This is a genomic window from Streptococcus pluranimalium, assembly GCF_002953735.1.
Classification (GTDB): Bacteria; Bacillota; Bacilli; order Lactobacillales; family Streptococcaceae; genus Streptococcus; species Streptococcus pluranimalium.
In genome coordinates this window covers 1379366-1404842 of record NZ_CP025536.1, presented here as the reverse complement: position 1 = coordinate 1404842, position 25477 = coordinate 1379366, and the positions used below count along the sequence as shown (strand labels likewise).

Annotated in this window: 29 protein-coding genes and 1 riboswitch; of the genes, 19 read left to right on the top strand and 10 right to left on the bottom strand. The window is 38.4% G+C overall.

Annotation, left to right across the window (positions count from 1 at the left end):
- The first annotated feature begins 223 nt into the window (after positions 1-223).
- The 16 genes from C0J00_RS07095 (at position 224) to C0J00_RS07020 (ending at position 15007) form a co-directional block, all read left to right on the top strand.
- Positions 224-1072 carry an aldo/keto reductase gene (locus tag C0J00_RS07095; protein ID WP_104968220.1) on the top strand — a complete coding sequence of 283 codons (849 nt, stop codon included), beginning with the start codon at positions 224-226 and terminating at the stop codon, positions 1070-1072.
- 136 nt (positions 1073-1208) lie between these two features.
- Positions 1209-1925, top strand: coding sequence for a response regulator transcription factor (locus C0J00_RS07090; RefSeq protein ID WP_104968219.1), 717 nt, complete (start codon positions 1209-1211; stop codon positions 1923-1925).
- Positions 1925-3265: a two-component system histidine kinase PnpS gene (gene pnpS / locus C0J00_RS07085; RefSeq protein WP_104968218.1), complete on the top strand. Its 1341-nt coding sequence runs from the start codon at positions 1925-1927 to the stop codon at positions 3263-3265. The genes C0J00_RS07090 and pnpS overlap by 1 nt, the downstream gene beginning before the upstream one ends.
- A gap of 214 nt (positions 3266-3479) precedes the next feature.
- Entirely contained in the window at positions 3480-4361 is an 882-nt protein-coding gene (locus C0J00_RS07080; RefSeq protein WP_104968217.1) for a substrate-binding domain-containing protein, read from the top strand.
- Between the two features lie 278 nt (positions 4362-4639).
- The gene (gene pstC, locus C0J00_RS07075) at positions 4640-5500 is read left to right on the top strand and encodes a phosphate ABC transporter permease subunit PstC (RefSeq protein WP_104968216.1); all 861 of its coding nucleotides are present in this window, start codon (positions 4640-4642) and stop codon (positions 5498-5500) included.
- Positions 5493-6308: a phosphate ABC transporter permease PstA gene (gene pstA / locus C0J00_RS07070; protein WP_104968215.1), complete on the top strand. Its 816-nt coding sequence runs from the start codon at positions 5493-5495 to the stop codon at positions 6306-6308. Before pstC ends, pstA begins: the two co-directional genes overlap by 8 nt.
- 1 nt (position 6309) lies before the next feature.
- Positions 6310-7062 carry a phosphate ABC transporter ATP-binding protein PstB gene (gene pstB / locus C0J00_RS07065; protein ID WP_104968214.1) on the top strand — a complete coding sequence of 251 codons (753 nt, stop codon included), beginning with the start codon at positions 6310-6312 and terminating at the stop codon, positions 7060-7062.
- Between the two features lie 19 nt (positions 7063-7081).
- Entirely contained in the window at positions 7082-7735 is a 654-nt protein-coding gene (gene phoU, locus C0J00_RS07060) for a phosphate signaling complex protein PhoU (protein WP_104968213.1), read from the top strand.
- 137 nt (positions 7736-7872) lie between these two features.
- Positions 7873-9219 (top strand): branched-chain amino acid transport system II carrier protein, encoded by a 1347-nt coding sequence (gene brnQ / locus C0J00_RS07055; RefSeq protein WP_104968212.1) that lies wholly within the window; start codon positions 7873-7875, stop codon positions 9217-9219.
- A 75-nt stretch (positions 9220-9294) separates the two neighbouring features.
- Positions 9295-11427 carry a Tex family protein gene (locus C0J00_RS07050; protein WP_104968211.1) on the top strand — a complete coding sequence of 711 codons (2133 nt, stop codon included), beginning with the start codon at positions 9295-9297 and terminating at the stop codon, positions 11425-11427.
- Positions 11414-11860 (top strand): SprT family protein, encoded by a 447-nt coding sequence (locus C0J00_RS07045; RefSeq protein ID WP_104968210.1) that lies wholly within the window; start codon positions 11414-11416, stop codon positions 11858-11860. Before C0J00_RS07050 ends, C0J00_RS07045 begins: the two co-directional genes overlap by 14 nt.
- A gap of 82 nt (positions 11861-11942) precedes the next feature.
- Positions 11943-12212, top strand: a complete 270-nt coding sequence (locus tag C0J00_RS07040; RefSeq protein ID WP_104968209.1) for a PspC domain-containing protein — start codon at positions 11943-11945, stop codon at positions 12210-12212.
- Between the two features lie 214 nt (positions 12213-12426).
- Positions 12427-13362 (top strand): HPr(Ser) kinase/phosphatase, encoded by a 936-nt coding sequence (gene hprK / locus C0J00_RS07035; protein ID WP_104968208.1) that lies wholly within the window; start codon positions 12427-12429, stop codon positions 13360-13362.
- Entirely contained in the window at positions 13355-14143 is a 789-nt protein-coding gene (gene lgt, locus C0J00_RS07030; RefSeq protein WP_104968207.1) for a prolipoprotein diacylglyceryl transferase, read from the top strand. The genes hprK and lgt overlap by 8 nt, the downstream gene beginning before the upstream one ends.
- A gap of 15 nt (positions 14144-14158) precedes the next feature.
- Positions 14159-14557: a DUF948 domain-containing protein gene (locus C0J00_RS07025; protein WP_104968206.1), complete on the top strand. Its 399-nt coding sequence runs from the start codon at positions 14159-14161 to the stop codon at positions 14555-14557.
- 24 nt (positions 14558-14581) lie between these two features.
- Positions 14582-15007 carry a YtxH domain-containing protein gene (locus tag C0J00_RS07020; RefSeq protein ID WP_104968205.1) on the top strand — a complete coding sequence of 142 codons (426 nt, stop codon included), beginning with the start codon at positions 14582-14584 and terminating at the stop codon, positions 15005-15007.
- A 188-nt stretch (positions 15008-15195) separates the two neighbouring features.
- On the opposite strand, the gene C0J00_RS07015 is transcribed toward C0J00_RS07020, so the two are convergent.
- Positions 15196-15486, bottom strand: a complete 291-nt coding sequence (locus C0J00_RS07015) for a DUF3270 family protein (RefSeq protein ID WP_104968204.1) — start codon at positions 15484-15486, stop codon at positions 15196-15198.
- Positions 15487-15702: 216 nt separating this feature from the next.
- On the opposite strand from C0J00_RS07015, the gene C0J00_RS07010 reads away from it, so the two are divergent.
- Positions 15703-15915, top strand: a complete 213-nt coding sequence (locus tag C0J00_RS07010) for a YdbC family protein (protein WP_104968203.1) — start codon at positions 15703-15705, stop codon at positions 15913-15915.
- 16 nt (positions 15916-15931) lie between these two features.
- On the opposite strand, the gene C0J00_RS10495 is transcribed toward C0J00_RS07010, so the two are convergent.
- Both C0J00_RS10495 and lysS read right to left on the bottom strand, forming a co-directional pair.
- Complete coding sequence (locus C0J00_RS10495) at positions 15932-16084, bottom strand: hypothetical protein (RefSeq protein WP_199773959.1); 153 nt, start codon at positions 16082-16084, stop codon at positions 15932-15934.
- Between the two features lie 240 nt (positions 16085-16324).
- Positions 16325-17815, bottom strand: coding sequence for a lysine--tRNA ligase (lysS, locus tag C0J00_RS07005; RefSeq protein WP_104968202.1), 1491 nt, complete (start codon positions 17813-17815; stop codon positions 16325-16327).
- A 139-nt stretch (positions 17816-17954) separates the two neighbouring features.
- Here lysS and C0J00_RS07000 point away from each other — a divergent pair, with 139 nt between their 5' ends.
- Entirely contained in the window at positions 17955-18857 is a 903-nt protein-coding gene (locus C0J00_RS07000) for an HAD family hydrolase (protein WP_104968201.1), read from the top strand.
- A gap of 30 nt (positions 18858-18887) precedes the next feature.
- Here the strand turns inward: C0J00_RS07000 and C0J00_RS06995 are convergent, their stop codons facing one another.
- From C0J00_RS06995 to C0J00_RS06965, 7 genes are all read right to left on the bottom strand, one after another.
- Positions 18888-19511, bottom strand: coding sequence for a histidine phosphatase family protein (locus C0J00_RS06995; protein WP_104968200.1), 624 nt, complete (start codon positions 19509-19511; stop codon positions 18888-18890).
- Between the two features lie 2 nt (positions 19512-19513).
- The gene (locus C0J00_RS06990; RefSeq protein WP_104968199.1) at positions 19514-19879 is read right to left on the bottom strand and encodes a YccF domain-containing protein; all 366 of its coding nucleotides are present in this window, start codon (positions 19877-19879) and stop codon (positions 19514-19516) included.
- A 2-nt stretch (positions 19880-19881) separates the two neighbouring features.
- On the bottom strand, positions 19882-20355 hold the full coding sequence (locus C0J00_RS06985) for a YbaK/EbsC family protein (RefSeq protein WP_104968198.1): 474 nt from the start codon (positions 20353-20355) through the stop codon (positions 19882-19884).
- Positions 20352-21197, bottom strand: coding sequence for a DUF368 domain-containing protein (locus tag C0J00_RS06980; RefSeq protein WP_104968197.1), 846 nt, complete (start codon positions 21195-21197; stop codon positions 20352-20354). The genes C0J00_RS06985 and C0J00_RS06980 overlap by 4 nt, the downstream gene beginning before the upstream one ends.
- Before the next feature lie 53 nt (positions 21198-21250).
- Positions 21251-22195 carry a peptidoglycan recognition protein family protein gene (locus tag C0J00_RS06975; RefSeq protein ID WP_104968196.1) on the bottom strand — a complete coding sequence of 315 codons (945 nt, stop codon included), beginning with the start codon at positions 22193-22195 and terminating at the stop codon, positions 21251-21253.
- A gap of 42 nt (positions 22196-22237) precedes the next feature.
- The gene (gene thiT, locus C0J00_RS06970) at positions 22238-22795 is read right to left on the bottom strand and encodes an energy-coupled thiamine transporter ThiT (protein WP_104968195.1); all 558 of its coding nucleotides are present in this window, start codon (positions 22793-22795) and stop codon (positions 22238-22240) included.
- Between the two features lie 37 nt (positions 22796-22832).
- Positions 22833-22934, bottom strand: a riboswitch (TPP riboswitch).
- Between the two features lie 47 nt (positions 22935-22981).
- On the bottom strand, positions 22982-23893 hold the full coding sequence (locus C0J00_RS06965; RefSeq protein ID WP_104968194.1) for a glycoside hydrolase family 25 protein: 912 nt from the start codon (positions 23891-23893) through the stop codon (positions 22982-22984).
- A gap of 193 nt (positions 23894-24086) precedes the next feature.
- On the opposite strand from C0J00_RS06965, the gene C0J00_RS06960 reads away from it, so the two are divergent.
- Positions 24087-25220: a 5-methyltetrahydropteroyltriglutamate--homocysteine S-methyltransferase gene (locus C0J00_RS06960; protein WP_104968193.1), complete on the top strand. Its 1134-nt coding sequence runs from the start codon at positions 24087-24089 to the stop codon at positions 25218-25220.
- Positions 25221-25477 lie beyond the last annotated feature (257 nt).

The following is a 25477-nucleotide window of genomic DNA, read 5'->3' as shown; positions in this document are numbered from 1 at the left end:
AGAAATACAATAGTTTTCCGAGAACATCCTGTCTCAATGACGTCCCAAATCATAGACTATTTAAGAAGCTTTTTTTCACGAATACAGATTCTTAATATCATTTTATATGATAAAGCCTTCCTATACCAGTTATTGCAATATTTTTAAACTATATATTTTTTAGTTTAAAAATATAGTTTTTATTTGTTATACTAGAGGTATCATTATCAAAAGGAGAAATGTCATGACACAAATTCCAAGAATAACTCTTAGAGATGGACGAGAAGTGCCTGTTATCAAGTTTGGCACTGTAAATATCAAAGGGCAAGTCGGTAAACTGGCAATGATGGAAGCTATCAACAATGGCTATCGTTCCATTGATACTTCGACCAATTATCACAACGAAGGGATTGTTGGTCAAGCTATTCGTGAATCAGGGATTCCCCGTTCTGAATTCGTGATAACATCTAAATTACCAGGTATGTTTCATCAATATGATGATGCTCTGATGAGTATTCAAGAGCAGTTGGCTCGCCTTGGACTGACTTATCTGGATGAGTATATCATTCATTGGCCCAATCCTAAGGATGGTCTTTATGTTGAGGCTTGGCAAGCGCTTGTTGACGCACAAAAACTTGGTTTGGTTAAGACTATCGGGGTTTCGAATTTTGAAAAAGAACATTTGGATAAAATCATTGAAGCAACAGGTGTCGTGCCAGCTGTTAATCAGATTGAAATGTCACCCTACTTTAATAATGAAGACCTTCATGCCTACCATCAAGCATTAGGGATTCACTCCGAAGCTTGGAGTCCGACAGGACGCCACATTAGTAATGTCAAGGAAGATGGAGCTTTGGAAACCTTAGCTAAAAAATATGGCAAATCAACGACGCAGGTCATTTTACGTTGGAACTACCAGCGTGGCGTTATTAATGTTGTTAAAGCATCCCAGTCAGCCCATCAACGTGAGAATGCAGCTATTTTTGATTTTGAACTCAGCGACGAAGACATGGCAGCTATTTTTGCCCTAGACAAGGGTGAAGCAGGTCGTGTTGAAGGGCAAAACCCCCATGACTATCATGAATATGATTAAGAGCTAGGCTTGGAATTTTTCACAGTTTAAACACCTTAATGAGCAAGAGTAAGCATTTCAGAATTTTGAAATGACCTCTTGCTCTTTTTCCTTTTCTTAAATGGTCTCTATGTTATAATGAACAAAAGGAGGCAGTATGCAAAAGCGTGTTTTAATCGTGGATGATGAGCCACATATTCTCACTTTGGTTTCCTACCATTTAGCTAAGGAAGGTTTTGAGGTAACGACTGTCGAAGATGGTCGGTCTGCCCTAGAATTGGGACAAGGTCAGCCCTTTGATTTTATTGTTTTAGATATCATGTTGCCACAACTTGATGGTGTTGAAGTTTGTAAAAGACTGCGAAAAGCCGGTATCGAAACCCCTATCCTCATGCTGTCAGCTAAGGGAGAGGAATTTGATAAGGTTTTAGCTCTGGAATTAGGGGCGGATGACTACATGACCAAGCCCTTTAGTCCGCGGGAACTTCTGGCTAGGATCAAGGCAATCCTGCGTCGGACTGAGAAAAATCAACTGTCAGAATTGCTCCAAGAAGAAGACCAGTCTGATACGAAATTTCAAGTTGCAGACTTAACGGTCTATTTGGAGCGTCATCAGATTTACAAGGCAGATCGAGAGATTAGCTTGACGCCTAAAGAGTTTGAACTCTTGGTTTATCTTTTGAAGCATCCTCGTATGACGCTGACCAGAGAACGCCTGTTGGAGCGAATTTGGGGCTATGATTTTGGGCAGGAGACCCGTTTAGTGGATGTGCATATCGGTAAGTTACGTGAAAAAATCGAGGATAATCCCAAGGCACCTGCCATTATCAAAACAGTCAGAGGTTACGGCTACAAGTTTGAAGGAGACAAGTGATGCAGACGCGACTTAAGAAGAGTTTTTTATTCTTGTTCTTGTTAATCCTTTCAATCCTACTTAGTCCTGTTATTGAAGAGCAGGCTCTTTTCTTGAATACTTTAATCATCTTGACTTCCCTTTGTCTCGTTTGGGAATTTTATCATATCTGGCAATGGTACAGGCTCTTTGATAAGGTTAGTCAAGTCAGCGAAGGCTCAAGGCGACTCTTTACATTTACAGAAGAAACAGATGACCTCAGACGGCTAGCTAAGCGCTTGAAAAATTTAGAAAAAGACTTAGTGCTCAGTGACCAGGATAGTCAAGATAAGGACCTGAGTTTCAAGGCTTTTTTAGAGCACATTTCCATGGGGATTTTTGTAGTCAGTCCAACAAAACGCATTGAGTTGCAAAGTCGGTCATTGGGCAATTTCTTTCCTAGATTAGACCCTAAATCTTTTAAAACCCTAGCTGATTTGAGACGCTCGGACATTACTGTCTTGGTTAATCGTGTTTTTGAAGAGGGACAAGTTATCAAAAAAGAACTTGTCGGATTGAGCGATACAGATTTGATCCTAGAAGTTACTGTTGTTCCTATCAGAAATCATCAAGGGCATTTTCATGATGTAATGGTCTTTCTCTATGACCTGACACCGATTCGACTGTATGAGCAGCAAAATATGGATTTTGTAGCTAATGCTTCGCATGAATTACGGACACCCGTTACTTCCATCAAAGGTTTCGCTGAGACATTAATAGAAATGCCAATTGATGAAGATGAGGCTGTGCGCCAGGAGTTTCTTTCTATCATCCAAAAAGAAAGTAATCGTCTAGAACATATTGTTAATCATATGTTGACCCTTTCTAAGCTCAACCAAAGCAAGCCTCAACTGTCTTCTTTTGATTTAGTTGCTTTCTTGAAAGAAGTGACACAAGGATTGAGCCCTAAGATGGCTGAAAAAGGTCTTGATTTTCAACTAGAATTACCAGACAAATTAATTTATGAGACAGACCACTACATGCTCTCGCAAATCATTATCAATCTTCTAACCAATGCCATTCGCTATACTGACCAAGGTGGTCAGATAAGGATTTCTTTACTAGAAAAAGATAAGTCACTTGAAATTTCAGTTGCTGATACAGGAATTGGTATTGGTCCTTACCAACTCGAACGAATTTTTGAGCGGTTTTACAGGGTTAATAAAGGACGAAGCCGCCAGACTGGTGGAACAGGTCTTGGACTGTCAATCGTTAAAGAATTATCAGAAGCTCTTGGAGGAAAAATTAGTGTTAACAGTCAAGTGGGACAAGGATCAACCTTTACCCTAAGCTTACCAATTACGATTGGTATGGGAAGATGACGTGTCATATCAGAAAAAGATCACCGATCGTGGTCTTTTTTTTGATGGCGATATTATTGTAAAAGGAAATGTTCAATCTTTACACAATCTTTACAATAATCCCTAATATTTCTTTACATTTGCCTTATATACTAAAAATGTAAACAAGAGGAACATCAAAAAATAACAGGACTGTCTCTTCAAATGATTGTTAAAAGAGAAAGTGAGTTTACGGATGAAAATGAAAAAAATGATGACTCTAGCAGGACTTAGCTTGGCAGGATTTGCCCTTGTAGCCTGTGGCAATAACAATGCTGGTTCAGGTTCATCAGCAGGTGGTGCCATCGAAGTTGTCTCTCGCGAAGATGGTTCAGGAACGCGTGGTGCTTTTACGGAAATTACAGGAGTTTTAGAGGAAAAAGACGGTAAAGAAGTGGATAACACGAGCAAAAAAGCGATTATCCAAAACAATACCGAGGGAGTCCTTTCAACTGTTTCTGGGAATCCTGCAGCTATTGGTTATATTTCCCTTGGCTCTTTAAATGATAATGTTAAGGCTTTGGATGTTGAGGGGGTAGAAGCAAGTAGTGAAACAGTATTAGATGGTGAATACAAACTTCAACGTCCTTTCAATATTGTTTGGTCAGATGATCTGTCTGAACTAGGAAAAGACTTTATTTCTTATATTCATTCTGAAGAAGGGCAAAAAGTTGTAACGGATAACAAATTTATCGAAGCTAAAACAGAGACAACACCATATAGCGGTGGTGGAAAATCGGGGAAATTATCTCTTGTCGGGTCAACATCTGTAGCACCATTAATAGAGAAACTAGTTGAAGCTTATAAAAAGGAAAACCCAGATGTAACGATTGATATCACAGCTAATGGCTCATCTGCAGGTATCACAGCAGCACAAGAGAAAACAGCTGATATCGGTATGGTCTCTCGTGAACTAACTCCAGAAGAAAGCAAAGATATGCAGCATGATGCTATTGCTCTAGATGGTATTGCCCTCGTTGTCAACAAGGAAAATAAAGTGAACGATGTTGACATGTCACAAATCAAAGATATTTATACTGGCAAAATAACAGAATGGTCAGAAGTAGAAAATAAATAACCTATAAAGGTGTTGCTATTAGAATAATCATCAAAAGTAGTTAAACAACACCACCAGCCAATCAGCCTTTGACAGGGCTGCTTGGCATTTCCTTAGCTTTAGAAGATCTATTCACAGATAACGTTTTCATCTGAATCTAAGTTCAGAACTAGTCTGAAGACTCTCCTTTTGTGAATGCATGTTCTTGATACTAGGGATAGTTATCATTAAGTAAAGTTAAGCAAAAGAAACGCGAATGTTATGCGTCTTTTGGTTTAACCATTTAGAAAGGAAAGCCTGTGAAACAACACCTCAAAGAATCTTTTTTCAAAGGCCTCTTCTTTGCTAGTGCAGCGACAGCTATTTTAGCAATCCTCTTAATTTGTTACTTCATTTTCCGAAACGGTATTCCCTTTATTGTAGATTATGGAGTAGGAAAATTTTTATTTGGCAGTGACTGGTCACCTTCTAACAGTCCTGCTAGCTTTGGTATTTTACCAATGATTGTTGGCTCCATTGTGATTACTTTTGGAGCGATTGTTATGGGCGTTCCAACAGGAATCTTTACGTCTGTTTTCATGGTCTATTATTGTCCCAAGCCCTTGTATCGTTTTCTCAAATCCTCGGTTAATCTCATGGCAGCTATCCCGTCTATTGTTTATGGTTTCTTTGGTTTGCAACTCTTAGTGCCTTGGATTAGGACTTGGGGCGGAAATGGTATGGGCGTTCTGACAGCTTCGTTGTTATTAGGTATTATGATTTTACCAACTATCATCAGCTTATCAGAAGCAGCTATTAGAACAGTTCCTAAAACTTATTATTCTGGTAGTCTTGCCCTAGGTGCAAGTCATGAACGCAGTGTTTTTAAAGTCGTTTTACCAGCAGCAAAATCTGGTATGTTATCTGCTATCATTTTGGGAATTGGGCGAGCGATTGGAGAGACTATGGCAGTCATCCTTGTAGCAGGTAATCAGCCTATTATTCCGACAGGCTTATTCTCAGGCACTAGGACCATGACTACTAATATCGTTTTAGAAATGGCTTATGCTTCTGGTCAACATCGCCAAGCCTTGATTGCTACCTCAGCCGTACTTTTTATCTTTATCTTGATAATCAATGCTTGCTTTGCTTATCTGAAAGGAAAATCTAATCATGACTGATCGTCTGTTAAAAGCTATGGTCTATCTGTTTACCTTGATAACATTTGGCTCACTATTTGTTGTCATTGGTTTTATCTTGATCAATGGTTTACCACATTTAACACCAAGTCTTTTTAATCCTACCTATACTAGTGAGAACGTTTCTCTCATGCCTGCTATTATATCAACTGTCATTTTAGTATTTGCATCTTTATTGCTTGCTCTTCCAATCGGTGTTTTTGCAGGCTTCTATCTTGTCGAATACGCTCCTAAGGATTCTAAGTGGGTAAAATTGATTCGAATTGCTTCTGATACTCTATCTGGTATTCCTTCAATTGTCTTTGGTCTCTTTGGAATGCTCTTCTTTGTCATATTCCTTGGTTTTCAATACTCCCTTTTATCAGGGATTTTAACCTCGGTCATTATGGTTTTACCAGTTATTATCCGTGCAACAGAAGAAGCGCTCTTATCCGTGAATGATAGTATGCGACAGGCGAGTTTTGGCTTAGGGGCAGGTAAACTTAGAACTATTTTTAAAATTGTCCTACCAGTTGCTATGCCTGGGATTTTATCTGGGGTCATCCTTGCTATCGGACGTATCGTCGGAGAAACAGCTGCCCTTATGTATACCTTAGGGACGTCAACAAACACACCGACTAGCCTTATGTCTTCTGGACGTTCACTTGCTCTTCACATGTATATGTTGTCCAGTGAAGGATTACACGTCAAGGAAGCCTACGCAACAGGCGTTGTCCTCATTATTACTGTATTGATTATCAATATGATTTCTAGTTTTTTATCTCGTCGATTTGTAAAAGGAGGCGCTTAATATGGGAACTTTTTCCGTCAAACACCTTGATCTGTATTATGGCGATTTTCAAGCCTTAAAAGACATTTCCATCGATTTACCACAGGGACAAATCACAGCCTGTATCGGTCCATCTGGTTGCGGTAAATCAACCTTTTTAAAAACGCTAAACCGTATGAATGATTTAGTTCCCGGTTGTCGCATTGATGGTGATATCGTGCTTGATGACCAAGATATTTATGGAAAATCCATGAATCTTAATCAGCTTCGTAAACGTGTTGGCATGGTCTTTCAACAGCCAAATCCCTTTGCCATGTCTATCTATGATAATGTGGCTTACGGTCCACGAACACATGGGATTACGGATAAGAAACAACTTGATGTTTTAGTAGAAAAGAGCCTTAGAGGGGCAGCCATTTGGGAGGATGTTAAAGATAAGCTGAACAAAAGTGCCTTATCTCTCTCAGGTGGTCAGCAACAAAGGGTTTGCATCGCGCGTGCCCTTGCTGTCGAACCTGATATTCTCTTGATGGATGAACCGACATCTGCACTTGACCCCATTTCAACACTTAAAATTGAAGATTTGGTACAAGAATTGAAGAAGGATTACACGATTATCATTGTGACCCACAATATGCAACAGGCGTCAAGGATTTCTGATAAAACAGCATTTTTCCTCAATGGTGAAATTTGCGAATTTGGAGATACGGTAGATATTTTCACCAATCCGAAAGACAAACGGACTGAAGATTACGTTTCTGGTCGCTTTGGTTAAGAATGAGAAGAGGTTTTTTATGAGAGAACAATTTGATTTAGAACTGACGTCTTTGGAGAATAACTTCTTAGAAATGGGTCAAGCAGTCCTTGAAAATGGCTCAAAAGCTCTATTAGCTATGATGGATAATGATCATCAGTTGGCTGGTATTGTAATCGACGATGACAAACGTATCAATGATTATCAAATAGCTATCGAAGTTGCCTGTGCCAACCTTCTCGCTCTCCAGCAACCAATGGTATCTGATTTACGATTTGTTATTGCTATTATGGCTTCTTGTTCTGACTTAGAACGCATGGGAGATCATTTTGCTGGTATTGCTAAATCAACGATTCGGTTGAAAGAGGAAGAAAAGCTCCCCTTGTTTGAAGAAAAACTTCAAGAAATGGGTCAAACTGCCTTGGAAATGTTGCACCAGCTGATGGCAATTTTTCCTAAACATGAAGCCAAATCAGCTCGAAAATTAGCTCAGGAAGATGAAAAATTAGATGATGCCTATTGGATGTTATCAAGGGACATGATTTCGCAGATGAAACATCACGATGCCCATATTCGTAATGGGACAGAGTATTTGGCCATCCTTAACCATCTGGAGCGTTTTGGCGATTATGTCGCTAATATTTGCGAACGTTTGGTCTATTTGGAAACAGGAGAACTAGTTGAATTAAATTAAGACAAAGGAAAAGTCGCGCAAGCGATTTTTCTTTTTGTTTAAAATTTAGAAAATTGGCATTTTTTTGAAAAATACTCTTGTTTTCAAGTTTACTTTCATGTTATAATTAGCACACTTTTTTATTAGGAGGAATTCGTGTGAAACAAACCTTATCACGAAAAGATTCATTCTTCATCGGATCAATGCTTTTTGGTATCTTATTTGGAGCTGGTAATCTGATTTTTCCAGTTCATATGGGACAAGAAGCAGGTGCTAGTATTTGGTCAGCCAACTTAGGCTTTCTCTTGACAGCTATTGGCTTTCCGTTTCTCAGTATTATGGCTATTGGGCTCTCTGGTGGAAAAGGTGTCTTTCATTTAGCAAATCGTGTTACGAAGCCATTTGCATACTTTTTCACAGTGGCTTTATATCTTGTTATTGGTCCATTTTTCGCTATGCCACGTTTGGCGACAACGTCATTTGAAATTGCTTTTGCACCATATCTTAGCGATAGTATGAAGGCACCGATGTTGGCTATTTATTCTCTCATTTTCTTTGGCCTATCTTATGTGCTATCTAAGAAACCAGGGAAGTTGATAGATATTATCGGGAAATACATTAACCCAGCTTTCTTATTCGTTCTTGGCCTTGTTCTTCTCCTCGTGCTTATCAATCCCTTAGCCCCAGTCAGCGGAGCAACGATTGGTGAAGCCTATCAAGCAGCACCTTTCATGAAAGGATTTCTTGAAGGTTATAATACATTAGATGTCTTAGCAGGATTAGCCTTTGGTATCGTTGTGATTACTGCCCTTAAACAAAAAGGCATCACACAACCCAAATCATTAGCTATCGAAATGACAAAATCTGGTTTGATTGCCATGGGATTGATGGGGCTTATCTATACCTTGTTGGCCTATGCAGGGACAACAAGTTTAGGTGGCTTTGACATTAGTGAAAACGGTGGGATTGCTCTTGGGCAAATCACCGCTCATTATCTAGGTGCTATGGGAAGTATTATTTTAGCCTTAATTGTTTTCCTTGGTTGCTTCAAGACCTGTATTGGTTTGACAACAGCTTGCTCAGAAACCTTTAACGAGCTATTCCCAAGTAAATCTTATGGTTTCTATCTGATCGTCTTTTCAATCCTTCCAGCCATTATTGCCAATGTTGGCTTGACGCAAATCATCCAACTCTCGATTCCGGTACTGATGTTTATCTATCCTTTAGCGATTGTACTGGTATTATTGGGAATTGCTTCAGCCTGGCTACCCTTATCAACAAAAGTTTACCGTTCTGTGATTGTTTTCACCTTATTAGCGGCTATTGTGGATGGATTGAATGCTACACCAGCCCTTATCCATGATTTAGCACCAGTTCAAGGTTTAATCAACTTTGCAGCAAAAGTGTTACCATTTTTCGAACTTGGTATGGGATGGATTTTACCAGCATTGATTGGATTAGTCGTTGGCTTGGTTTGGCAACAATTCGATAAATCAACATCGTAAGATTATGAAAAGAGGGCAGAAGCCTTCTTTTTTCTTATAGAAAATTGTTTCTATTTAAGCTATAATAAATAGGTTATGGAAAATCAAAATATTAGTAAAATGACCCAGGAACTGGGATTAAAAACACAACAAATTGAACAAGTTCTAGCTTTGACAGCAGAAGGAAATACGATTCCCTTCATCGCTCGTTACCGTAAAGAAAAAACGGGTAATCTGGATGAAGTTCAAATCAAGGCTATTATCGATTTGGATAAATCATTAACCACTCTTTCTGAACGAAAGGAAACAGTTCTCTCAAAAATTGAAGAGCAAGGTAAGCTAACCGATCAACTCCGACAAGCCATTGAAGCAGCTGAAAAATTAGCGGATGTTGAAGAACTTTATTTGCCTTATAAAGAAAAACGTCGGACCAAAGCAACTGTAGCACGTGAAGCAGGCTTGTTCCCGCTGGCTCGTCTCATTTTACAAAATATTCCAAATCTAGAAAAAGAGGCAGGGGCTTTCACTTCAGAAGGATTTGAAACAGCAGAAAAAGCTTTGAGTGGGGCTTGTGATATTCTCGTTGAAGCCCTATCGGATGATAGCAAGCTCCGTTCATGGACCTATAATGAAATCTGGGCTAACAGCCAATTAACTTCTCAACTCAAAGACCAAGCGGCTGATGACAAACAAGTCTTCCAAATCTATTATGATTTTGAAGAAGCTGTTGAAAAATTACAAGGTTATCGTATCCTAGCCCTCAACCGTGGGGAAAAATTGGGTGTTTTAAAAGTTGCCTTTGAGCATAATTTGGAAAAAATGCTACGCTTTTATGAAGCCCGCTTCAAAGAGAAGAATGACTATATCCATAAGATTGTTCAAGAAGCCTGCAAGAAAAAAATCGTTCCAGCTATGGAACGCCGTATTCGGACAGAACTAACTGAGAGTGCCGAAGATGGTGCAATCAGTCTCTTCTCAGAAAACCTCCGCAATCTTCTTTTAGTGTCACCCCTAAAAGGAAAAATGGTTCTCGGTTTTGACCCAGCCTTTCGTACAGGAGCTAAATTGGCTGTCGTTGATCAAACTGGAAAATTGATGACGACCCACGTCATTTACCCTGTACCACCAGCAGGTCAGGCAAAAATCGAAGTAGCCAAAAAAGAACTAGCAGAATTGATTCAAACCTACCAAATTGAAATCATCGCTATTGGAAATGGAACAGCTAGTCGCGAAAGTGAAGCTTTTGTCGCTGAGGTTCTCAAAGATTTTCCACAGGTATCTTATGTTATTGTGAATGAATCTGGTGCATCTGTGTATTCAGCTTCAGAATTGGCACGTCAGGAATTTCCTGATTTAACGGTCGAAAAACGCTCAGCCATTTCTATCGCTCGTCGCCTGCAAGATCCTTTGGCAGAATTGGTGAAAATTGATCCCAAGTCTATTGGCGTTGGTCAGTATCAGCATGATGTCAGCCAAAAGAAATTGGCTGAAAATCTTGATTTCGTTGTAGATACAGTGGTTAACCAAGTTGGTGTTAATATCAATACAGCTAGTCCAGCGCTTTTAGCTCATGTCTCAGGACTGAATAAAACGATTTCTGAGAACATTGTTAAATATCGTGAAGAAAATGGTGCTATTAAATCTCGGGCAGAGATCAAAAAAGTGCCACGTCTTGGTGCCAAAGCGTTTGAACAGGCAGCAGGCTTTCTTCGCATTCCTAACGCTAAAAATGTCCTTGATAATACAGGTGTTCACCCAGAAAGCTATGCAGCCGTTAAAGAGCTTTTCAAACAGCTTGATATCAAGGATTTGGATGAAACTGCTAAGTCTAAGCTACAATCCCTTAATATCGCTAAAACAGCTGAGCAATTAGAGCTTGGGCAAGAAACACTGAAAGATATTATTCAAGATCTCCTTAAACCTGGGCGTGACCTTCGAGATGATTTTGAAGCACCAGTTCTTCGCCAGGATGTGCTTGACATCAAAGATTTAACGATTGGTCAAAAACTTGAGGGAACTGTGCGTAATGTTGTGGATTTTGGTGCTTTTGTGGATATTGGGCTACATGACGATGGGCTTATCCACGTCTCCCAAATGTCCAAGACTTTTGTCAAACACCCGAGTCAAGTCGTTTCAGTCGGTGATATTGTGACCGTTTGGGTATCAAAATTAGACTTTGATCGTGACAAAATCAATCTTTCCTTGGTAGATCCTCGTGATGCTAACTGATTATGTTAAACAGGTATCTCTGGAAGACTTTGGTTGGGAATTTAGGCACCATGCTCACTGGAACAAGCGTTTGAGAACAACAGGTGGGCGATTTTTTCCAAATGATGGTCACTTAGATTTTAATCCGAGACACTTGGAGGTCTACGGAGAAGCGGTTTTCCGCCAGATTGTTCGACACGAACTTTGCCATTATCATCTCTATTTTCAGGGGAAAGGTTACAAACATCAAGATAATGATTTTAAAGCCTTGTTAAAACAAGTTGATGGCATTCGCTATGCGCCTAAACTTAAAGAGTCCAGTGTTAAATATACTTATTGTTGTCAAAGCTGTGGACAAGTCTATCCTCGAAGACGACGGATGAATCTTCAAAAATACCGTTGTGGCAAGTGTCAAGGAATGTTAAGCTATGAAAAAAATGCAAATCAGTCGTAAGGCTGATTTGTTTTTACATGGCTTTGGTTATAATGATAATATGAAAATATAAGACCATAATGATGGTCGAAAGGAGAATAGGATGGGTAATCAATTTTATCGTTTAAAACGTGGCCGAGTGTTTGCTGGTGTACTCGCTGGTCTATCGGATAAATTTAATTGGGACCTTAGTTTTGTAAGAGTTCTATTTATAGTATCGTGTTTCTTTGCGCAATTTCCAATTATTATTTATGTAGTTTTAGCAATCTTTCTACCTTACAAAGAAGATATCGAAAGAGAGCGTTTTGGCGGAGGAAAACGTCATCGAAAAAATGCTAGGCCAGTAGATTCTGATGATGGATGGTTTTGGTGATTACTAGAAATTATTTCTAGTCATAAAAATATTTAAGAAGATGTCACTTTTGGCTCATGCTTAAGGATTATTGCTGTTGAAAAGCTAGGTAAGGATTTGAACAAGAAGTATAAAGGTAGGGACTGCCTTCTGTTTCTGTAAATTGGTTAGCGCTTACTTTTTTCTGAAAATATGATATAATATTCTGAAATAAAGCTTTAGTTAAGGAGACCTTATGTCTGTTACAGTTCAAATGCTGGTAGATAAAATCAAGTGCGATATTATCTATGGCGATGACACATTGCTAGCTAAAAAAATAACAACGTCAGATATTTTAAGACCTGGTCTTGAAATGACGGGTTATTTTGATTACTATGCACCGGAGCGAGTTCAACTAGTAGGGATGAAGGAGTGGTCATACTTAAATGCTATGACGGCACATAACCGTTTTCAGGTTTTAAGTGAAATGTTAAAACCTCAAACACCTGCCATTATTGTTTCTCGTGGTCTGGAGATTCAAGAAGAGATCATTCAAGCAGCTACTAAAAATGGTGTTGCTGTTCTCTCAAGTGATGTGCCAACCAGCCGTTTATCTGGTGAAATCTCTTGGTATCTAGATTCCTGTTTAGCTGAGCGTACCAGTGTTCATGGGGTACTTATGGATATCTATGGTATGGGCGTCTTGATTCAAGGAGATTCTGGTATTGGTAAAAGTGAGACTGGACTAGAGCTTGTCAAACGTGGGCACCGTCTGGTTGCTGATGACCGCGTTGATGTCTATGCCAAGGACGAGGAGACTCTATGGGGAGAACCAGCAGAAATCCTGCGTCATCTTTTAGAAATTCGTGGTGTTGGAATTATTGACATCATGAGCTTATACGGAGCAAGTGCTGTTAAGGATTCTTCACAAGTTCAGTTGGCCATTTATCTTGAGAATTTTGAAGCCGATAAGGTTTTTGATCGACTAGGTAATGGTAATGAAGAAATTGAATTTTCAGGTGTGAAGGTGCCCCGCGTTCGTATCCCTGTTAAAACTGGCCGAAATGTCTCAGTTGTGATTGAAGCAGCCGCGATGAATCATCGTGCAAAATTAATGGGATTTGACGCAACAAAAACATTTGAGGATCGTTTGACTAAACTTATTTCTAGAAATGAGGAAGCAAATGATTGATCCTATAGCCTTTAAGTTGGGACCTCTTGAGATTCGTTGGTATGCTTTGTGTATCGTTACAGGATTGATTTTGGCTGTCTATCTTGCTATGAAAGAAGCTCCTCGAAAAAGGATTAATCCTGATTTAGTTCTTGATTTTATTCTTATCGCCTTTCCCATCGCCATTATTGGAGCGCGTCTTTACTATGTTATTTTCGAATGGTCATACTATAAAGACCATCTTGCTGAAGTCTTTGCTATTTGGAATGGTGGGATTGCTATATATGGTGGTTTGATAGCTGGTGCCATAGTTCTTTATTTTTTCACAAGGCATCATTTTATTAATACAGTGGACTTCATGGATATTGCAGCACCAGGTGTTATGATTGCCCAGAGTTTGGGACGTTGGGGTAATTTTTTCAATCAAGAAGCTTTTGGTAAAACTGTCCAGCACTTAAACTATCTTCCAGATTTTATTAAAAACCAAATGTATATTGATGGTGCCTATCGAACACCAACTTTCTTATATGAGTCGCTTTGGAATCTTATTGGTTTCATTGTGATTGTCAGCTTACGTCGCAAACCCAAATTGCTCAAAAAGGGAGAACCGAGTCTTTTTTACTTGGTCTGGTATGGATGTGGACGTTTTGTGATTGAAGGATTGCGAACAGATAGTCTTATGTTAGCAGGATTAAGAGTCTCACAATGGTTGTCAGCACTCTTGGTTATCATCGGACTAGTCCTCTTTATCTACCGCAGACGTCGTTCTGATACCCCATTTTATCTCAAAAACAGAAATTAACAATAGGAGAAAAACATGAATTTAGTAGGAATTTCAGTATTAATCATTGCACTAGCATTTGTTGCACTAGTTGTTTACTTGATTATGGTACTGAAAAAAGTTGCAGGAACCATTGATGAAGCTCAAGAAACCATTAAGGTACTGACGAGTGATGTTAATGTCACTCTCTTTCAAACCAATGAAATTTTAGCCAAAGCAAATGTTTTAGTGGAAGATATCAATGGTAAAGTATCGACGATTGATCCACTTTTTGTCGCAATTGCAGATTTGTCAGAAAGTGTTTCTGATTTAAATGTCAAAGCTCGTCATATTGGTCAGAAAACCAATGGTGTAGGGAGTGTCTTGGGGACAGTTGGAAAATCATATGTTACTGGTAAAGTTGGTGCAAAATTATTTAAAAAGAAGAATAAATAAGTAATTGTCTAGGAGGATAAGAATATGGTCAAATTAGGAAAATCATTACTCATTGGCGCAACGGTTGGTGCAGCGGCAGCATATTTCTTTAGTACAGCCAAAGGTAAAGAGACTAAAGCAAAAGCCAGTGATTTTATCACTGACTACAAAGAAAATCCTGAAGAATACACTCAATATGCTAAAGATAAAGCTAATAGTTACAAAGACTTAGCCGTTGAAAAGTTCAATGACTATAAGGCTAAGTATGAAAATGGCGAATTGACTCCTGAGGATGTCCTTGAGCAAGTCAAAGAAAAAGCTAACTTGGTAAAAGAAATGGCTGTTCAAAAGATGAATCAAGCTGCTGATTGGGATCTTGAAGATAAGATTGTTGATGGTGATGATGATGTCAAACATGCTGCAGAAGTAGACGATATTGTTATCGACTACTCTAATGACGAGGAAGCTTAATCATATAACAAGAGCAATAAAATCATTGATTTCGATGAGAATCAGATTTGATTGCTCTTTTTTAATATCTTGTATTTTAAGATACTCAATTTTTAGTAGTCATAATGGTGTTTTTAAACCAATTTCTCAGTCTATCCTATCAGGATACAAAAAATAAAATAGTACCTTACATGAAAAGTTGTAAAGTACTATTTTTTTAAAAACGTAATAATCACTTGGTATACAATTGATGTTAGAGCAGTGGCAACTAACATGGCAATTGGAAAAGCTAGATAAGGTCCAAAGTTGAAGCTTAAAAGAACAAAAGCTGTCAATACAGTAAAAATTGAGAAAATCGCAATTTGTCCAAAAAAAGCTAACTCTCTAAGCTTGATGTTATTATGATCAAAGTCTTGATAACTTTGATATTTGTTTTCTAACTCTGTCTCTTGTTGACGTTGCCCATCTGGCAGAGTTTTTTTATTCAATTGACTTGCCATAACAACTCCTAGGTTTGATTCCATATCATCATACCATAATAAAAGGGGTTTGTCACTAATTTTTTGAAATAAAAAGAACAATTTAGTATTTAGATACTAAAACAAAATCTACTGCCTTTTATTGCAGTATTCAAATACTAAAATTTTGCCCTGAATTTAGGAAAAATCATGGTATAATGGTCTTATAATATCGAATAGATAAGTAAGGAGGTTTTTATGGCAGAATTTACATTTGAAATCGTTGAAAAACTTTTAGTTTTATCTGAAAATGATAAAGGATGGACAAAAGAGTTGAACCGTGTCAGCTTTAATGGGGCAGAACCCAAGTTTGATATTAGAACGTGGAGTCCGGACCATTCTAAAATGGGAAAAGGCATCACATTAACCAATGAAGAATTTCAAGTTCTGGTTGAGGAATTTAAAAAGTAAAAAAACAAGATTGGTTCTATTTACCAATCTTGTTTTTATCTTGTAGCCGATCTGCAATTCCAATAATGATGAAAACAGCACCAAGAAAAACAAATAACCACTTGCTAGCAAAGATACCATATAAGATAAAAATAGTAGCGGATAAATAAGCAAGATATTCTCTAGACATGATGACGACTCCTTATAGATGATACAACTAGTGTAACATGTTTGATGATTGTGGGAAAGGAAAATCATCTTATCGAAGAAGGAGTTTAAGGGATTAACAGGTAAGTCTTAGAAATTTGATTTCTCTCAAGATAAAGTAATCCATCAATATACTAGGACTTTAAACGAAGTGGCTTTGTTTTCTTTGATAGAAAAGAAAGCCACCAGTCTAGCTGGAGGCTTTCAAAAGTTCTAAATACCATTACTTCATCGTAGGGAACAAGAGTACATCACGAATAGTTGTGGTATCTGTCAAGAGCATGCAGAGGCGGTCGATTCCGATACCGAGTCCACCTGTTGGTGGCATACCGTATTCGAGGGCTTCAACGTAGTCGTAGTCAATACCAGTTGCTTCATCGTCACCGAGTTCTTTGGCTTTGGCTTGAGCTTCAAAACGTGACAATTGATCGATTGGATCGTTCAATTCAGTGAAGGCATTACCGTATTCTTTTGTCATGATAAAGAGCTCAAAGCGGTCTGTAAAGCGAGGATCTTCATCATTTTTCTTAGCAAGTGGTGACACTTCAACAGGATGTCCGTAGACAAATGTTGGTTGGATAAGCGTCTCTTCAACAAATTCTTCAAAGAAAGCATTAATGATGTGACCAACAGAAGTAAAGTGTTTTTCAAGTGGCACATTTTTCTCTTTAGCAGCTGCGACAGCGTCTTCTAAAGTCATTTCTTGCCAGAAGTCAACACCAGTGATTTCCTTAACAGCATCAACCATGTGGACACGTTTGAATGGTTCGTTGATCTTGATTTCAGTTTCTTGATAAACGACAGGCTCATCCCCTTTAACAGCTTTGGTAACATGTTGGATGATACCTTCTGTCAAGTCCATGATGTCTTGATAGTCAGCGTAGGCTTGGTAAACTTCGATAGAAGTGAACTCTGGGTTGTGAGTTGCATCCATTCCTTCATTACGGAAGATGCGTCCAATTTCGTAAACACGTTCCATACCACCAACGATAAGGCGTTTCAAGTGCAATTCAGTTGCGATACGAAGCACCATGTCGATATTTTGGGCATTGTGATGTGTTACAAATGGACGAGCAGCAGCCCCACCAGCTTCGTTGTGAAGAACAGGTGTTTCAACTTCAAGGAAACCAAGACCATCCAGGTAACGGCGCATTTCTGAAATGATTTTTGAACGAGTCACAAAGCGATCGAAGCTTTCACGGTTAGAAATCAAATCAAGGTGGCGTTTACGGTAAATGGTTTCAACGTCTGTTAATCCGTGGAATTTTTCAGGGAGAGGACGAAGGGCTTTTGAAAGGTGAGTTAATTTTGTAGCTTTAATTGAAAGTTCACCCATGTCTGTACGCATGATGTCACCTTCAACACCAAGGAAGTCACCCAAGTCAGCTTTTTTGAAAATCTCGTAATTGTCTTCGCCGACAGCATCCTTGCGAACATAAAGCTGAATTTGACCTTCACGATCTTGTAGGTGGGCAAATCCAACCTTACCTTTACCACGCTTAGTCATCAAACGACCTGCTACAATAGCAGTCTCATTTAACTCATGCAAGTCTTCCTTGCTCTTGTCAGCGTATTTTTCTTTTAATTCGCCAGAATTTGCCGTACGATCGAAACGTTTACCAAATGGGTCGATTCCCTGTTCAGCAAGGGCCGACATTTTTTCACGACGGACAATCTCCTGGTCATTTAATGCTTCAATATGTTCTTTAGACATGACATCCTCCAATAAATAATCACTTTATTGTAACACAAAAACCTTGATAATTCACTATTATTAGAATGTGGTTTGGTAAAAAATAAAGAAAATGATATAATAGTCACGTTTGAAAAAATAGAAAAGGGATGTAGCATTCATGATAACCTCAATTGTTTTTGACGTCGATGATACGATTTATGACCAACAAGCTCCATATCGTCTGGCTATGGAGAAGTGTTTTCCTGATTTTGATATGAGTCAGATGAACCAAGCCTATATTCGTTTTAGACACTATTCTGATATTGGTTTTCCACGTGTCATGGCTGGAGAATGGACGACAGAATATTTCCGTTTTTGGCGTTGCAAAGAAACGCTTGCAGAATTTGGTTATCGTGAGATTGATGAAGCAGAGGGCAATCATTTCCAAGACATCTATGAGCATGAGTTGGAAAACATTACCATGCTTGATGAAATGCGTATGACGCTTGATTTTTTAAAGTCTAAGAATGTACCAATCGGAATCATTACAAATGGACCAACGGAGCATCAATTGAAGAAGGTGAAAAAGCTTGGTCTATATGACTATGTTGATCCCAAACGTGTCATTGTTAGTCAAGCTACGGGTTTCCAAAAACCTGAAAAAGAAATCTTTAACTTGGCGGCTGAGCAGTTTGATATGAGTCCTGCAACAACCCTTTATGTTGGAGATTCTTATGATAATGATGTTATGGGTGCCAAAAATGGTGGCTGGCATGCCATGTGGTTTAATCACCGTGGGCGTAGCTTGAAAGCAGGTACTAAGCCAGTTTATGACGTGGCTATTGATAACTTTGAGCAGCTTTATGGAGCTGTGAAAGTTCTTTTTGACCTTCCTGATAACAAGTTTATCTTTGATATCAATGATAAGAAAAACCCGATTCTTGAAATGGGACTTAACAATGGTTTAATGATGGCTGCTGAGCGCTTATTAGAAAGCAATATGAGTATTGATAAAGTTGTTATTTTACTTCGTTTAGATGCTAAACAAGAGAAAATTTTACGCATGAAATATGCAAACTAAAAGGTCTTTGGGATATGTCCCAAAGACCTTTTAGTTGTTATAGTGACTGGTATCATTCCAAACTTTTAAGGAATAATGTTCAAAATCATCTGTCTCTAAAATGGTTAGACTAGCATTGTCTAAGCCACCTTCTGCTCGTAATAAGGCTGGTTCAAACCCCAGCAAACTGCGGATGGAAGCTGTTAGATGAGCTCCATGTCCAACGAGAAGTATGTTTTCTAACTCCTTATCAATAGTTTCCTCTAAGAATGCTGCTAAACGATGAGTTGCCTGGTAAACGGACTCAGCTTCAAAAGTCTGTGCTTTAAAAACTCCTAGATTATGCCGAAAAGCATTCATTTGAGAAGGATAGATAGACTGAACTAAACTGATTTTTTGACCTTCTAGCTTTCCGAGATGCCACTCTCTTAAGGACTTGGTTTGGATAATATCACGTCGGCTGTGATTTTGCGCCATGATTAGTTGGGCAGTATCCACCGCTCTTTTTAAGTCGCTTGAATAAACCTCGTCAAAAGTTACAGAAGCTAAACGTTTTCCTAATTTAGTAATGGTTTCGTAGGATTCCTCTAATAAGGGAGAGTCGCCATTAGCACCTTGAAAACGTCCTTCTTTATTCCACTGTGTTTTACCATGTCGTACAAAATAGAGTTTCATTGCTACTCCTTAACAACTCGAATGCCAAAGGGGAAAAGGCTGATTTGTGTGAGTTTTAAACTCTGCCTTGCAAAAGGAATACCAATGATGGTGATGCAAAGGAAAAAGGCTGATGTTAAATGAAGTAGTGCTAGCTCCCAACCAAATAGAAGCATCCAGATGATGTTGAGTAATAGACTTGCCCCACTACTAGAGATAACAACTTGTTTGCCAAATGGAAAAAGACCAAAGCTGGCAATTTTAAAACATTGCAAACCAAGAGGGATTCCGACGATGGTTACGCAAAGGAGGATTCCAACAATAGACCATGAGATAAAAGACCAAAGCCCAGCAAAGATAAACCAAATAAAATTTCCAATAAATGACATGATTACTCCTTTATATCAGCAAATGTTGCTTGAACAAAATCAGCTAAAGTTTGACTGTCGATCCTAATCGAGCGACCAATTTCACCGCCTGAAACAACCATACTTCCTTTTTCAAGAGCGATCTCATCAATTATAATAGGAAAATTATGTTTTTGACGAATACCGACAGGATTGTTTGCGCCATGGACATAGCCGGTCGTTTTTTGCAAATCCTTTTGAGGAATCATATGAACCTTTTTATTCCCAGAGATTTTAGCTAATTTCTTTTCAGATAAATGCTCTGAGATGGGAATAATACCAATGATTGGACCAGTTTTATCTCCAATTAAAGCCAGTGTTTTAAAGATATCTTCTCTCTTGATATCTTCTGGAAGCTGACCTGTTTTGGCATTGACGACAAGACTATCATGGTCAATACCAGCCTTATCGAGAATTTGATCAACTAGTGTCTTTTTGATTCTAGATTTCTTACTCATTTTTTATATTTTCCTTCAAGACGGCTCATCCAAACGCCAAGAGCAATCCCAGCTACAAATAAAATAACAGAAAAGATGAAGGTACCCAGACCTGCACCTGCGTAAGAAATGCTTTCTGCTGAACGAGGATTTGGCAAAATAATCAAGAGAGTACTTGAGGTCACTAGACCTAAAATAAAGTGATAAACGCGAGAGTGGTGATTCTCAAGGGCATGATCCATCACTTTTGAAAAGAGAATCATAGTGACAGCACCACCGATAGCAATCGGGAGAAAAACGCCTGTTAGGTTCAACTGTTTAAAGCCCGTCAACATAGGACTATAAAGTCCCATAATTAAGAGAAGGTTAGAAGGACTTAGACCTGGAACAAGAATCCCTAGAGCGATAAGGGCACCAGCTAAGATAAAACTAGCAAAGCTTGCTGGAATAGTACCAACTAAATCATTGAGGAAGAAAAGTAGTAATCCTGAAACGATAAAAGTAATGATTAAGATAGTCCAGTCTTTGTTGTCACGTCGTCCTTCAACAGTTGCTTCTTGCCACAAAGTTGGTAGTGTTCCGACAATAGCACCAGTAAAAGCCCAGAGGGTGGGAACTTGATGGTTAGCTAGCAACCACTCAAGTGGTGCAGAGAAAAGAGCGATACCAAGAATTCCTCCAATACCAACGGGCAAGAAAAAGAGAATATTTTTTAGAAAATTACGAGTAGGGTGAGCCAAAAAGGCAATAATTTTTTGGTAGAGTCCCAAAATTGATGCCAATACGCCACCAGATACACCCGGTAGAATAAATCCCAATGCAATAATAATACCTTTAGCCAAACGGCCAAACCATGCAAACATAAATGCCTCCAAATAAAAAATAGTATAACTTAGATTATACCATTTTTACGTCTTTATAGTTGATTATAATAGGCTTGAACTAATTGTGTAAAATCTTCAACAGTATAATCCACTCCCCAATAGTAGTTAGCCATACCTCTCCAGTATTCGACGGGATCAGAATGGTCAGTTCCTCCGAGATATCTAGACACCATATCATGTGTCCAGATAGTTCCTTGACCATCCTCTTGCCCTATTGTAACTGGCAGATGATAATGATGCAGTTGTTTAGCAGTATAATAGGCTGCATTAGCTAGCTGATTGGTAAAACCATCTGGGCTATTTTCTCTAGTCATCTCAAACTGAATATAGTTAGGATTGGCCTTAGGCCCAGCACCTTGTGCCATAAAATCAGGATTGGCAATCGTTATGATTTGATTAGCATTGATAAAGCTATGGACGAAAACACCTGATGTGTGATAGTTTTTTATCATGTAGCTAATTTCATTATCAAGTGTTGAGTCATCATTACCAGTCTCATGGATAACAATCCCCTTAGGCTGACGACTAGTATTAAAATAGGGGATCTTTGCAAACCGTTTATTGATTTGTTTTGAGATATTATCTTGGGGATAGCCTAAGTCAGCGACCGCTTGGTTGATAGGATTGTCTTGAATAAGAGTTAGTTGGTTAGCTAAGGTATAATACTGCTTGCCATTAAAAATGAATCCAGCAAAGAGATGAACACTTCCTCTGACTTTTTTCTCACGATATGAGGTGATAGTAATTGTCTCTTGATAAGACATTGGAGATGTTATGCGATGCCATTGTTCATCAAATAGTTCATGACGATGATCAATGCTAGCCATTTGTTGTGTCTCATAGTTCAGTAGCTTTTTAGCATTTACATAATGAATGAATCCAAATGCCGATAGCATCAATACCATAAGCGAAGAGATGATAATGATTGTAGTCTTGAATGTTTTTGGAGTCTTACGGCGTCTTTTATATCTTGGCATAAACTTTATTTTAACACAATATATGTTAAAGAAACCTTAAGATTATTTTGTTAAAAAGAGTCTATTAGCTTGGGCTGATACTAAAAGAATAAGACTAACGATAACCAAGATGAGAGTAGATGAACCAGCGATGCCATTGACACTAAAAGAATACCATAGTGCAGACATTCCTTTAGGAGCGTATGAACCCCAGAAAATGACCCCTGCTAAAAAATGCCAAAAATAGCGAATTCCAACTGCTAACAAGCTGGCAAGACTACCTAAACAGATAGCTTTTTTGGATTCTTTAGATCGAATGGCTGCTTGGAAGGATTGAGCAAAAATGCCTGCTAAGCCCATAGAAACAAAAGCGAGAATATACTCTATTAAGACCTGAGAAAAGGCTAAATAATAAACTTTTCCAAAGATAAAGTGCATAAGTCCCCAAAGCAGACCGGCTAATAGACCATATTTTGGGCCACGACGTAGTGAAAAGACAATAAGTGGGATAGCCCCAAATGAAGGAGAAAACCAATTGGCAAAATCAGGGATAAAAGAAAGAACCATGGCGAGTGCGGCAAAAATGGCAGCTTCAACTAAAGCGTTAAGATTTTTTGACATAAAAAAACTCCTTTTTATCAAAAAGGGAGCCTTACCAAGTACAAAATGACACAATTCCTACGCTGGTACTAACCAGATCAGGTTGATAAGGATTCCACAGACATGTGGTCTCAGCCTAAAGGCACTCCCTTGTGGTATTTAATTTTTCGGTGATTTATCGTTAAAATGACACCGGTTACAAGTAGTCTAGCGAAAAAAAAACAAGCTGTCAACCAGTTTGTTTTTTTTTTCTTGCATATCTTTGCTAGGTTTTCGGCCAAATAATTTTTGGTAAGTAGAACCAATGTCTTTATCCGTTGCAATACGATTTAAGTCCAGAGGTTTTTGGAAACCATCAACAAAACCTTGTGAGGTATATTGGTGGAGATCATGCTCTAAGGACGTATGAGGATCCTCTTCATAAAGACCGGAATCAGTACCATAAGTCGGAAACCAGACGGCATCAAACTTATCAATAGAGATACTATGTTCGTCCATAAAGTAAGTTCCAATGTAGATTCCGATATTCTTGGCCCCTAATCTTTCCAGTTCAGAACGAAAGGCTTCAACCCCTTTATCCATATTGTCCATGGTTTTTTCTTCGACATCTAACCAATAGTAAGTTGGTTTATAGGGGGCTGATTTTTCATAGAGGATACGTGCCTCTTCTTTCATTTCTTTAACATTTTTACCCATAACATAAGCATAGACTGCTACTGGAATATCACGTTTTTGAAATTCAGTAATATGTTTTTTATAAGACTTATCAACCCCTTTGGCATTTGTGGCGTTGTTATCAATACCAATACCTGAACCTCCAAAGACACGAACAATGACGCCAGAAATATTTGCAGACAAGGTATCGTAGTCTATTTCTTCAGGTAACTGCCATCCAGAAACGTCAATGATGGGTTTTAGGGAAGTAATTGGTTCTTCTTTTTCGGTACTTGTTGTCGTTTGATTAGGCTTAGGAGTAGTACTTACAGTTGGAATTGTTGCCCTAGCTGCATTTAGTTGAACAGTTCTAGCAACCATGGCGTAAGATTTTGCGATAATTAATATCAAAATAGGCAATCCTAAGAGTGTAAACGCAACGATTCGCTTAATTCTCTTTCTCATCTTCGTTATATTGTAACTTAAAAAATATAAAAAATCAAAGTAACTTACCTTTAAAAGCGATAGTGAAGCTATTTTTCATCCTGTCAGCGACTATATATAGGTGAAAACTATAAATAACTATAATAAAGTTATATTTTAACGCTATAATTGTTTTTGCTAAAATATAGACATAATATTATTGGGAGAATCATCTATGGGAAAGAAATATTTTGAACATGTAGGGTCTTTTTTGAGACCAGAGATTTTACAAAAAGCTCGTCAGGCTTTTGAATCAGGACAGCTGTCTTCTGAAGATTTAAAAGTTGTAGAGGATATTGCCATAAAGGATCTTGTGGATAAACAGATTGCAGCTGGTTTAGAAAAAGTTACAGATGGTGAATTTCGACGAGCTTACTGGCATTTGGACTTCTTTTGGGGTTTTGCAGGAGTTGATCATATTCAAGCATCCTCCGGTTACCATTTTCATGGAGAAGAAACCAAACCAGATTCTGCTATTTTATCTGGCAAGATTTCTGGAGAAGACCATCCTTTTGTAGAGGCCTATCGTTTCTTGAAAAATTATGTTGATGCTAAAGAAGTTGAAGTAGAAGCCAAGTATACGATTCCAGCTCCTTCACAATTTTATTTTGAGTTAATTCGTGATGAGGAGCATGTAGCCAAACTAAATAGTATTTATCCAGATCATGAGGAACTATACGCAGACATTAAAGCTGCTTATTTACAAGTTATTTCTGATTTGGTTGATGCAGGTTTGAAGACCTTACAGGTTGATGACTGTACATGGGGAGTACTTGTTGATGATAACTTCTTAACGACTTGGGGTCGCATTAATGGTCAAAGCAAAGAAGAAGTTAGAGAAGAACTATCAGCGCTTTTCTTAAAACTTAATAATGATGTGTATGAAAATGTCCCTGAGAATCTTTTGGTGAATACGCATGTCTGTCGTGGCAATTATCACTCCACTTGGGCTTCATCAGGCGGTTATCATCCCATTGCTAAAGAATTATTTGCTGACGAGGCTGCTCAAACCTATTTCCTAGAATTTGATAATGAACGTTCAGGTGACTTTTCTCCCCTATCAGAGTTTACAGATCCTGACAAAGTAGCTGTACTTGGGCTTGTTACTTCTAAATTTCCAGAATTGGAAGATAAGGAGCTATTAATTGCTAGAATCAAAGAAGCTAGTCAGTATATTCCCTTAGAGCAACTTTGGATTTCGACTCAGTGTGGCTTTGCCTCAACAGAAGAAGGAAATATTTTAACTGAAGAAGACCAATGGAAGAAATTAGCGCTTGTCAAGGAAGTTATTGACGCTGTTTGGGAATAACCTAAGAAGATGGATTTGAATTCAAGTCTTGACTTAAGGAGTTCTACAGAATAAATCTTTGGTTGACAGTGAGACTGGTCAACACTTAATAGCATAAAAGGTATAGAATGACGTTATCAAAACTTCCATTCTATACCTTTTTACAATAGACGTTTCTCAAAAGAATAACTGAACTTTAAGGGATTTTCTTTTTATTATAGGCTTTGAAATCTAAGAGTGCAAACAGGTTCTGAGTTGTTTTATTGAGTCTCTTCTTA